Raw genomic sequence first — 11,520 nt, forward strand, 5'->3', positions numbered from 1 at the left:
AGATCTGTTATGGACCGTATAATTCAATCGCCGGGGAAATATATCCAGGGCGCTGATGTTCTCACCCGTCTCGGCGACTATCTGAAACCACTGGCAACACGCTGGCTGGTTGTGGGCGATAAGTTTGTGCTGGGTTTTGCACAAGAGACCTTGCTTGAGAGTTTCAAAAAAGCGGAAATTCATGCTGAAATCGCGCCCTTCGGTGGCGAATGTTCGCAAAACGAAATCGATCGCCTGAAAAAACGGGCCGACGGCGCCGACTGTATGGCGGTGCTCGGTATCGGCGGCGGGAAAACGCTGGATACCGCCAAAGCGCTGGCGCATTTTATGGACGTGCCCGTTGCCATCGCCCCGACTATCGCCTCCACCGACGCCCCATGCAGCGCCCTTTCCGTCATTTATACCGACAGCGGTGAATTCGATCGCTACCTGATGCTGCCGCATAACCCAAACATGGTGATTGTCGACACCCAGGTGGTGGCTGGCGCTCCGCCGCGTCTGCTGGCCGCCGGGATAGGCGATGCCCTTGCCACCTGGTTTGAAGCGCGCGCCTGTTCCCGTAGTGGCGCGATCACTATGGCGGGCGGAAAATGTACCCAGGCTGCGCTAGCCCTCGCCGAGCTGTGCTACAACACGTTAATTGAAGAGGGTGAGAAAGCGATGCTCGCGGCCGGGCAGCACGTGGTCACACCGGCGCTGGAGCGCATCATTGAAGCCAATACCTATCTGAGCGGCGTTGGATTTGAAAGCGGTGGACTGGCGGCCGCACACGCCATTCACAACGGAATGACCGCCGTGCCGGAGGCACATTCGTTCTATCACGGTGAAAAAGTGGCGTTCGGGACGCTGACGCAACTGGTGCTGGAAAATGCCCCGGTAGAGGAAATTGAAACCGTCGCAGCGCTGTGTCACAGCGTAGGTTTGCCCATCACGCTGGCACAACTGAACATTAAAGAGGATATTCCGGTTAAAATGCGGCTGATTGCCGAGGCTGCCTGCGCAGAGGGTGAAACCATTCACAACATGCCAGGCGGGGTGTCACCTGATCAGGTTTACGCGGCGCTGCTGGTGGCCGATCAGTACGGGCAACGGTTCCTGCGGGAGTGGGCGTAACCGGTATGGCCGGATAATAAAAAAATCCCCGCCGAAGCGGGGATTGTATTTACTGCAGATCAAACCGATCCAAATCCATCACCTTCGCCCAAGCGGCAACAAAGTCGCGGACGAATTTCTCATGGGCGTCGCTGCTGGCGTAAACCTCGGCCAGCGCGCGCAGCACGGCGTTCGAACCGAATACCAGATCGGCACGCGTGGCGGTGTATTTCACTTCACCGCTGGCGCGATCGCTGCCGGCAAACAGCTCGTTTGATTCATCGGTCGCTTTCCACTGGGTATTCATGTCCAGCAGGTTCACGAAGAAATCGTTACTCAGCACGCCTTCACGATGGGTGAACACGCCGTTCTGACTGCCATCGAAGTTCGCCCCCAGTACGCGCAGACCGCCAATCAGCACCGTCAGTTCTGGTGCAGTGAGCGTCAGCTGCTGGGCCTTATCAATCAACAGAGACTCGGTAGTGGAGGCATCAACCTGTGCACGGTAGTTACGGAAGCCATCGGCAATCGGTTCGAGCAGGTTAAACATCTCGATATCCGTCTGATCCTGGCGCGCATCAACGCGGCCCGGCGTGAACGGTACATTGACGTAAACGCCGGCCTCTTTCGCCGCCTGTTCAACACCCACCACACCTGCCAGCACGATGATATCGGCCAGTGACGCTTTGTTGGTGGTACGCTGAATAGCTTCCAGGGCGGGTAACGCGCGAACCGCTGCGGCGTTAACTTCCCAGTTGCGCTGGGGTGCCAGTGCCAGACGCGCACCGTTGGCGCCGCCACGCTTATCGCCACCGCGGAAGGTCGATGCAGACGCCCAGGCAACGGAAACCAGGTCGCTCACGGACAGACCCGAGGCAATGATTTCCGCTTTCAGACTCTCAATGTCCTCTTTGGTCGGATTGAACACCGCCTGCGGCAGTGGATCCTGCCAGATGAGATCTTCTTTCGGTACTTCCGGACCAATGTAACGCGCTTTTGGCCCCATATCACGGTGGGTCAGCTTGAACCACGCGCGCGCAAAGGCTTCGTTAAAGGCCTGCGGATCGTTCAGGAAGCGGCGGGAGATTTTCTCGAACTCGGGGTCAAAACGCAGCGTCAGATCGGTGACCAGCATCGTCGGTTTGCGCTTTTTCGACGGGTCGAACGGATCAGGCATAATGTCTGGTGCATCCACCGCTTCGAACTGAATCGCACCCGCCGGGCTGCGGGTCTGCACCCACTCGTATTTGAACAGGTTCTCGAAGAAGTAGTTACTCCACTGGGTCGGCGTTTGTGACCAGATGACTTCCAGCCCGGAGGTGATCGCATCTGCGCCAACACCGGTACCGTGCGTACTGGTCCAGCCCAGACCCTGCGCTTCAATTGGCGCGGCTTCCGGGTCGGCACCGACATGGGTTGCCTCACCTGCACCGTGGGTTTTACCGAGGGTATGACCGCCTGCAATCAACGCAACGGTCTCTTCGTCGTTCATCCCCATGTTGCCAAAGGTGGCACGGATCGCCGCGGCCGCTGACAATGGTTCACCGCTGGCGTTTGGCCCTTCCGGGTTAACGTAAATCAGCCCCATTTCGGTGGCTGCCAGTGGGCGCTTCGCCAGTGCTTCCGGGTCACGGTGGGTGAGCCAGGCTTTTTCATCACCCCAGTTCACGTCCATATCCGGTTCCCAGACATCTTCACGCCCGGCCCCAAAACCAAAGGTACGGAAACCAGAGTTCTCCAGCGCCACGTTACCGGCAAGGATGAAGAGGTCAGCCCAGGAAATTTTTTGACCGTATTTTTGCTTGATAGGCCACAGGAGACGGCGCGCTTTATCCAGACTTACGTTATCTGGCCAGGAGTTCAGGGGGGCAAAGCGCTGTTGACCGCGCCCTGCGCCACCGCGACCGTCAACGGAGCGATAGGTACCTGCGCCGTGCCAGGCCATACGGATAAACAGGCCCGCATAGCTGCCCCAGTCGGCTGGCCACCACGGCTGAGAGTCGGTCAGAAGTGCTTTGAGATCGCCCTTGAGCGCTGAGTAATCAAGTTTGCTGAATTCTTTGCGGTAGTCAAAGTCTTCACCCAGAGGGTTAGAACGGTTGGAATGTTGATTAAGAAGATCGACGCGGAGTTGTTTTGGCCACCAGTCGCGGCTGCCTGTGCCTGCCCCCGCGCTGTGATCGACGCTGCCCTGATGGAACGGGCACTTGTCGATTGATGCCGCATTATTGCTGTCGTCTGACGTGCTCATCGCTATGCTCCCTTTTACAGTGTTACCGTTACGATATACGCCCTTGTTGATAAGGTATAGTTGAGATAACCCACAGATTCGATAGTTAATTCCGTTTAATTTCCCATTGAAAGTATGTGCGTTCTGTACGTCAAAGGCAGCATTGCTGATATGGCGGGGAAATAAAACCCTTATAAATCAAAAAACCCTCCGAAGAGGGCTTCTATTTGTTATGCGCCAGGCCGTACACCCAGCGTATGGCAAATGGCGTAACTCATTTCCGCGCGGTTAAGCGTATAGAAGTGGAAATCCTTCACCCCTTCACGACTCAAGATCTTCACCATGTCCATCGCGATGTTTGCGCCCACCAGCTTGCGTGTTTCCGGGTCATCGTCCAGCCCTTCGTACATTTTAGACATCCAGTGCGGAATGCGCACATTGGTCATATCGGCAAATTTCTTCGCCTGTTTGAAGTTAGAGACCGGCAAAATTCCCGGGATAATTTCGACGTCGATGCCCGCGGACACACAGCGGTCACGAAAGCGCAGGTAGCTTTCCACATCAAAGAAGAATTGGGTAATGGCGCGGTTCGCACCGGCGTCCACTTTACGCTTCAGGTTAAGCAGATCCGCCTGGGCGCTTTTCGCTTCCGGGTGAACTTCAGGGTAAGCGGCAACGGAAATGTCGAAGTCTGCGACCTCTTTCAGCAGCGCGACCAGATCGGTGGCGTACATGTCCGGTTTACCGCTCCCCGGCGGCAGGTCACCGCGCAGGGCGACGATATGGCGAATACCGTTGTTCCAGTAGTCCTGGGCAATGGCACGCAGCTCATCGCGCGTCGCGTCGATACAGGTCAGGTGCGGAGCCGCTTCCAGACCCGTACGGTCCTTAATGCCTTTAATGATGCTGTGCGTACGGTCACGCTCACCGGAGTTGGCACCGTAGGTGACGGAGACAAACTTCGGTTTCAGGCTGCTCAGGCGATCGATAGAGCTCCAGAGGGTTTGCTCCATTTCACTGGTGCGCGGCGGGAAAAATTCAAAAGAGACGTTAATCTGACCATTTACTTCGGCCAGGCTCTGATTCAGGGCTTCCCGCTGGTTGGCGTGAAAAAAGCTCATACCTTACCTCATCAATCGCGTGTCATTGTGTGTTGTGTTTCGAACTTCTATACGTTTAGACGTCCAGATGTAAAAATGACGGAAAAGCGGAGGGACGTCAACAGAAATAATCGCCAGGAATGGTGAGGAATGCTCAGGGAAGATGAAGGGAGTTCATGATGGCGGGTGAGTGCGGTCTGATGCCCTCACCCTGTCCCTCTCCCACAGGGAGAGGGAACAAGAAGGATTACAGCAGTTTAGCCAGACGGTTGATGTCAGACTGGATGGCCCCGGCGGTCACATCGCGCCCCGCACCCGGGCCACGGATCACCAGTGGGTTATCGCGGTACCAGCGGCTTTCAATGGCGAAAACATTATCGCACGGCAGCAGTGCCGCCAGCGGATGTTCAGGACGAACCGCCTCGACACCCACACGTGCTTTTCCGTTCGCTTCGAAACGCGCCACGTAGCGCAGCACCAGCCCCATCTCGTTTGCCGCTTCCAGACGTTGCACCATCTGCTCGTTCAGCTCTTCGCCGTTCTCGAAGAAATGGTCGACAGAGTCGTCCTCACAGCCAGCAGGCACCAGCGACTCAACGCGGACGGCATCAGGTTCGATGTCATAACCGGCTTCGCGCGCCAGGATCACCAGCTTACGCATAACGTCTTTACCGGAGAGGTCAACGCGTGGGTCAGGTTCCGTTAAGCCCTGTTGCCATGCCTGATCCACCAGGTCAGTGAACGGCACGGTGCCATCAAACTGCAGGAACAGCCAGGAGAGCGTGCCGGAGAAGATGCCACTCAGCGCCAGAATGCTGTCGCCGCTTTCAATCAAATCACGCACGGTATGGTTAACCGGCAAGCCAGCGCCCACCGTGGCGTTATACAGCCAGTGACGGCCTGTCTTTTCAAACGCGTCGTGGATTTGACGGTACTTGTCCGTGCTGCTCGCCCCCGCCAGCTTATTGGCGCTAATAACATGGAAACCGTGGCTGGCGAAATCAAGATACTGATCGGCAAGCTGTTCACTGGCGGTCACGTCCAGCACCACCAGATCGTCATACGGGTGCGCGCGCATCCAGAGGAACAGCGACTCTTCGTCCTGTTCAACCGCTTCATCGTTAAAGAAGGCCAGCGCCCGGCTGGCATCCAGCCCTTCGTAGTTCAGCAGGCTGCGGCGGCTGTCCACCACGCCCGCGAGAATGAATTCAAACCCGGTACGCGCTGAGAGGGTCACCTGCTCGCGAGCGAACAGCTCCAGCCAGCGTGAGCCGATATTTCCTTTACCAAACAGCACCAGCCCGATGCGTTTCTCCGCACGGAACAGAGAGGTATGCAGCCCCTGAATCAGACTCTCGGTGGGTCCTTTACGCAGTACGGCCACCAGGCTGATGCCCTCTTCCGACTGCCAGGTGAATTCAACCGGCTGGCCTTTCAGCTGCTGCCAGAAACGGTGGCAGTGCAGCGGGTTGCGGGTAACGCCCGCCCCCACCATCGCCACCAGCGCCAGACCCTGACGCAGGCGAAGCTCGCCCGGCAGGCCCGCTTCATCAAGAATTTTCAGGGCGCTGTCCGCCACTTCAGCGGTGTAGCAGAACTGCAGCAGCTGGCGGTCGTTATGCACGCCAACGGCGAGCGGACGCACCTGGGCGCGTTTGAGGATCAGGTCGATGTCTTTGTGTGCCAGTTTGAAATCCTGGCCCGCCGGGACCTGGAACTCAATCAGACAGATGTCGTCATGGCTGGTCACAATTCGCGCCCCCGTACCGGACGCCAGGACGCGTTCGATGCGGGTAGAGCCTTGATCCGGGGTGTAACTACAGCGCAGCTGCAGGTCGATGTCGCTCCCGGAAACCGGCTGTAGCGTACGCGCATGCAGAACCGGTGCCGCCAGGCGTGCCAGCTCGCTGGCCTCGTCCAGACGCAGCAGCGGCAGCAGGCAGGCATCTTTCACTTTACGCGGGTCAGCACTGTAGACACCGGCCACGTCGCTCCAGATGGTGACGCGGGAAACGCCTGCCAGCGCACCAATTTGCGTCGCTGAGTAGTCAGAGCCGTTACGTCCCAGCAGCACGGTTTCACCGGCACTGCTGCGGCTGATAAAGCCGGTCACCACAATACGTTTGCCCGGATGCTGAACCAGTAGCTGTTGCAGCAGCGGATATGACAAGCCTTCATCCACCTGTGGCTGAGCGGCGCGTTCGGCACGCAGGAAGTCGCGCGCGTCAAGCCAGGCCGCATCCACGCCCAGGTGTTGCAGCACGGCCGCCATCAGGCGCGCAGACCACACTTCACCGTGGCCGACCACCTCGGCATACACCGCGTCGGTAATACCGCTGTCCAGCAGGGCAGCCAGACGCTCAAGGTCATGCGTAAAGGCGTTAATCAATCCGTCCGCGACGTCCGCTGGCAGTAAGCCGGCAATCAGCTCACTCTGGTAACGACGTAAGGACTGTTGCACCTGATGCGCAGAGAGGCGATCGGTCTGACTCAGTTTGAGCCAGCTAATCAACTGGTTGGTGGTGCTGCCAGCCGCGGAGACAACCATCATGTCCCCCGGCTGCGAATACTCTGTCATGATCCCTGCGACACGCAGGTAACACTTCACATCAGCAAGACTACTACCACCAAACTTGTGCAGTTGACGACCCTTCGCCCCTGCCTGCGCTATCACACTCATGATTACCCCTTGGCTGCGACCCGGAAGCCATTTTCCAGATCGGCAATTAAATCTTCAGAATCTTCAATACCGGTCGAGATACGCAGCAGCGTCTCAGAAATACCGGCGGCGGCACGTGCTTCTGGTGCCATACCTGCGTGCGTCATGGTCGCGGCGTGGGAGATCAAGCTTTCAACCCCACCTAATGATTCCGCCAGCGTAAACAATGACAGCCCGCTCAGGAAGCGACGCAGCGTTTGCTCGTCACCGTCCAGTTCAAAACTTAACATCGCGCCAAATCCCTTTTGTTGACGCGCGGCAATCTCGTGCCCCTGGTTTTCCGGCAGCGACGGGTGATAGAGCTTTTTCACCAGCGGCTGGGTCTTCAGGAAATCGACAATCGCCTGAGCATTACGCTGCGCCACTTCCATGCGCGGCGACAGCGTGCGGATACCGCGCAACAACAGGTAGCTGTCGAAAGCGCTCGCAGTGACGCCAATGTTATTGGCCCACCATGCCAGTTCGGTGACAACGTCGGGATCTTTTGCAATCACCACGCCCGCTACCACATCAGAATGACCGTTCAGATATTTTGTGCATGAATGCAATACCAGATCGGCACCCAGCGCAAGCGGGTTCTGAAGGGCCGGACTGAGGAAGGTATTATCCACTACACTTATCGCTCCCGCATCCCTTGCGCGCTGACAAATTTTCGCAATATCGACGACGCGCAACAATGGATTGCTTGGACTTTCCACCAGCACCAGCTTCGGTTTCTCTGCCAGCGCCTGTTTCAGCGCCTGTTCGTCGTTTTGATCGACAAACAGCACGCGGTAGCACCCGCGTTTTGCGAGGCTGTCAAACAGACGATAGCTACCACCGTAACAGTCGTGCGGTGCCACCAGCAGGTCGCCCGGCTTCAGAAATACCGTCGTCACCAGGTGAATCGCAGACATCCCGGTGTTGGTTAACACGGCGCCTGCACCGCCTTCCAGCTCCGCCAGCGTGCGCTGGGTTACGTCACGCGTCGGGTTGCCGCGACGGGAGTAGTCATGCGCACGGGGTTCATTAAAACCGGTAAAATTGTAAGTACTGGAAAGATGAATTGGCGGGACAACACAGCCGTACTGCTCGTCATCATTTAATCCGCTACGCACTGCGATGGTGGCCTGTTTACGCGTCATGGTGAAGGCTTCCTGGCTAAAAGAGGTGAAAAGTCAGGCACCAGAGTAAACACTGAAAGTATGGACGTCAATACATCTGGACATCTAAACTTCTTTGCGTATAGATTGAGCAATGCGCAAATAGCCGTTAAAATTATATGCTTTAGTGCACGCTGCAGCGGCAATATCCGTGCCACGGTATCGTCTCTACGGTAAACTACGCTGGATTACGGTCAAAACTGGCGATGACGGGTTTTGCACCTTTAGATTAATGACTGAGAGGATTAAAGGTATCTCATGGCTGAATGGAGCGGCGAATATATCAGCCCATACGCTGAGCACGGTAAGAAGAGTGAGCAAGTAAAGAAAATTACGGTTTCCATTCCTCTGAAGGTGTTGAAGATCCTCACCGATGAACGTACGCGTCGTCAGGTGAACAACCTGCGCCACGCGACCAACAGCGAACTGCTGTGCGAAGCGTTTCTGCATGCGTTTACCGGTCAACCGTTGCCAAACGATGAAGATCTGCGCAAAGAGCGTAGTGATGAAATTCCGGAAGAGGCGAAGGTGATCATGCGTGAACTGGGTATCGACCCGGATACGTGGGAATACTGAGAAGCGGATACAAAAAAGGCACCTTGCGGTGCCTTTTTTTCGGGAAACTTACTTAGCGCCCGGGATGCTGAAACGCTTGTTGAAGCGGTCAACACGGCCACCGGTTGCAACATCACGCTGCTTACCAGTGTAGAACGGGTGGCATTTGCCGCACACGTCCAGGTTCAGATCGTGACCCACGGTAGAGCGGATCTGGATAGAGTTACCGCAAGAACAGTTTGCAGTAATCATTTCGTATTTCGGGTGAATATCTTTTTTCATGGGAGAACCTCAGTTAAGGCCGCGTCGCTCTTCCAGCCCTAACGCCAGACACCACGCGATGTTGAATGTAAGTTCTTTGGCGTAAAGTACACCAAAGGCGGCGAATCATACAGAATTTGACCAACGTATGCAAACTGATCCGCACGCCGCTTTCACTAATGTGTATACTAACGCGCCACTTTTCAAGTCAGGAAGATTCGATGCCCGTCGCTCACGTTGCCCTGCCCGTTCCGCTTCCCCGCACCTTTGACTATCTGCTGCCTGACAGCATGAGCGCCAAAGCGGGCTGTCGCGTGACCGTGCCATTTGGCAAACAGCAGCGTATTGGGATTGTGGTGTCGGTGAGCGATAAGAGCGAATTGCCACTCAATGAGCTGAAAGCCGTCGCGGAGGTACTGGACAGCGAGCCCGTTTTCTCCACCAGCACCTGGCGGCTCCTGCTGTGGGCGGCAGATTACTACCATCACCCTATCGGCGATGTCCTGTTCCACGCCCTGCCTATTATGCTTCGTCAGGGTAAAAGTGCCAGCCACGCTCCCCTGTGGTACTGGTTTGCCACTGAAGAGGGTCAGGCGGTCGATATCAATAGCCTGAAACGCTCGCAGAAACAGCAGCAGGCGCTGGCGGCCCTGCGTCAGGGGAAAATCTGGCGGCATCAGGTTGACGAGCTTGAGGTGAGCGAAACGGCGCTGCAGGCCCTGCGCAAAAAAGGGCTGAGCGAACTGGCAAGCGAGGCGCCTGCCCTTTATGACTGGCGGGACAGTTTCTCCGTTTCAGGGGATCGTCTGCGACTCAACACCGAGCAGGCCACCGCCGTAGGAGCCATTCACAGCGCCTCCGATCATTTCTCCGCCTGGCTACTGGCAGGGGTCACCGGCTCCGGCAAAACAGAAGTGTATCTCAGCGTACTGGAAAACGTGCTTGCGCAGGGTAAACAGGCGCTGGTGATGGTTCCGGAAATCGGCCTCACGCCACAAACCATCGCCCGTTTTCGCGAGCGGTTTAATGCGCCGGTTGAAGTGTTACATTCGGGCCTGAACGACAGCGAGCGCCTCAGCGCCTGGCTGAAAGCCAAAAACGGCGAAGCGGCGATTGTGATTGGCACCCGTTCCTCGCTATTTACGCCGTTTAAAAACCTCGGCGTTATCGTCATCGATGAAGAGCATGACAGCTCCTATAAGCAACAGGAAGGCTGGCGCTATCACGCCCGCGATCTGGCCGTTTATCGCGCCCACAGCGAGCAAATCCCGATTATTCTTGGCTCCGCGACGCCCGCCCTCGAAACGCTGCATAACGTTCGCCAGCGTAAATACCACATGCTGCGCCTGACGCGGCGCGCAGGGAACGCGCGCCCTGCTATTCAGCATGTGCTGGATCTAAAAGGCCAGCAGGTGCAGGCGGGGTTAGCGCCTGCGCTTATCACCCGGATGCGCCAGCATTTGCAGGCCGGTAATCAGGTCATTTTGTTCCTTAACCGCCGCGGGTTTGCCCCGGCGCTGCTGTGTCACGACTGCGGCTGGATTGCCGAATGCCCACGCTGCGACCACTACTACACGTTCCATCAGGCCCAGCGCCATTTGCGCTGCCACCACTGCGACAGCCAGCGGCCGGTACCACGCCAGTGTCCGTCATGTGGCTCAACGCATATCGTGCCGGTCGGTCTGGGGACGGAGCAACTGGAAGAGGCCCTTAAGCCTTTCTTCCCTGACGTTCCTCTTTCCCGCATCGACCGTGACACCACCAGCCGCAAAGGGGCGCTGGAACAGCAGCTGGCGGAAGTGCATCGCGGTGGCGCACGCATTCTGATTGGCACGCAGATGCTGGCCAAAGGGCACCACTTCCCGGACGTAACGCTGGTCGCCCTGCTGGACGTAGACGGCGCGCTGTTTTCGGCCGATTTCCGCTCAGCAGAACGTTTTGCCCAGCTTTATACCCAGGTTGCCGGACGTGCCGGTCGCGCAGGCAAACAGGGTGAGGTGGTTTTACAGACCCACCATCCTGAACATCCGTTACTGCAAACCCTGCTGCATAAAGGCTATGACGCGTTTGCGGAGCAGGCACTGGCAGAACGCCAGACGATGCAGCTTCCGCCGTGGACCAGCCACGTCATCATTCGCGCAGAAGATCACAACAACCAGCAGGCACCGCTTTTCCTGCAGCAGCTGAGAAACCTCCTGCAGGCCAGTCCGCTGGTGGATAACCCGCTGTGGATACTGGGGCCGGTGCCGGCGCTGGCACCAAAGCGTGGTGGACGTTTCCGCTGGCAGATTTTGCTCCAGCACCCTTCGCGCATCCGCCTGCAACATATCGTCAGCGGCGCGCTGGTGCTGATCAATACCCTACCGGAAGCGCGCAAAGTGAAGTGGGTGCTGGACGTTGATCCTATCGAAGGCTGAAGAC

General features: G+C 57.2%; 8 protein-coding genes. 3 read left to right on the top strand and 5 right to left on the bottom strand.

The features are described 5' to 3' along the window. Nucleotides 1–9 precede the first annotated feature (9 nt). Nucleotides 10–1,113 (top strand): bifunctional L-1,2-propanediol dehydrogenase/glycerol dehydrogenase, encoded by a 1,104-nt coding sequence (gldA, locus tag HV242_RS23010; protein WP_050737739.1) that lies wholly within the window; start codon nt 10–12, stop codon nt 1,111–1,113. Between the two features lie 49 nt (nt 1,114–1,162). On the opposite strand, the gene katG is transcribed toward gldA, so the two are convergent. The 4 genes from katG to metB form a co-directional block, all read right to left on the bottom strand. After that, a complete protein-coding gene (gene katG, locus HV242_RS23015; protein WP_181616874.1) occupies nt 1,163–3,343 on the bottom strand; it encodes a catalase/peroxidase HPI in 2,181 nt (726 codons plus the stop codon). Nucleotides 3,344–3,552: 209 nt separating this feature from the next. Further along, nucleotides 3,553–4,443, bottom strand: coding sequence for a methylenetetrahydrofolate reductase (gene metF, locus HV242_RS23020; RefSeq protein ID WP_014172187.1), 891 nt, complete (start codon nt 4,441–4,443; stop codon nt 3,553–3,555). A 226-nt stretch (nt 4,444–4,669) separates the two neighbouring features. After that, a complete protein-coding gene (locus tag HV242_RS23025; RefSeq protein ID WP_050737741.1) occupies nt 4,670–7,102 on the bottom strand; it encodes a bifunctional aspartate kinase/homoserine dehydrogenase II in 2,433 nt (810 codons plus the stop codon). A gap of 2 nt (nt 7,103–7,104) precedes the next feature. Beyond that, a complete protein-coding gene (gene metB / locus HV242_RS23030) occupies nt 7,105–8,265 on the bottom strand; it encodes a cystathionine gamma-synthase (protein ID WP_014172189.1) in 1,161 nt (386 codons plus the stop codon). 276 nt (nt 8,266–8,541) lie between these two features. Between metB and metJ the strand changes: the two genes are divergently transcribed. Beyond that, entirely contained in the window at nt 8,542–8,859 is a 318-nt protein-coding gene (gene metJ / locus HV242_RS23035; RefSeq protein ID WP_007369220.1) for a met regulon transcriptional regulator MetJ, read from the top strand. Between the two features lie 48 nt (nt 8,860–8,907). Here metJ and rpmE read toward each other — a convergent pair whose 3' ends face one another. Further along, nucleotides 8,908–9,120, bottom strand: coding sequence for a 50S ribosomal protein L31 (gene rpmE, locus HV242_RS23040; RefSeq protein ID WP_003862040.1), 213 nt, complete (start codon nt 9,118–9,120; stop codon nt 8,908–8,910). A 200-nt stretch (nt 9,121–9,320) separates the two neighbouring features. Between rpmE and priA the strand changes: the two genes are divergently transcribed. Then, nucleotides 9,321–11,516, top strand: a complete 2,196-nt coding sequence (priA, locus tag HV242_RS23045; RefSeq protein WP_047742291.1) for a primosomal protein N' — start codon at nt 9,321–9,323, stop codon at nt 11,514–11,516. Nucleotides 11,517–11,520 lie beyond the last annotated feature (4 nt).

The organism is Enterobacter sp. RHBSTW-00593 (assembly GCF_013784105.1).
GTDB classification, from domain to species: domain Bacteria; phylum Pseudomonadota; class Gammaproteobacteria; order Enterobacterales; family Enterobacteriaceae; genus Enterobacter; species Enterobacter ludwigii.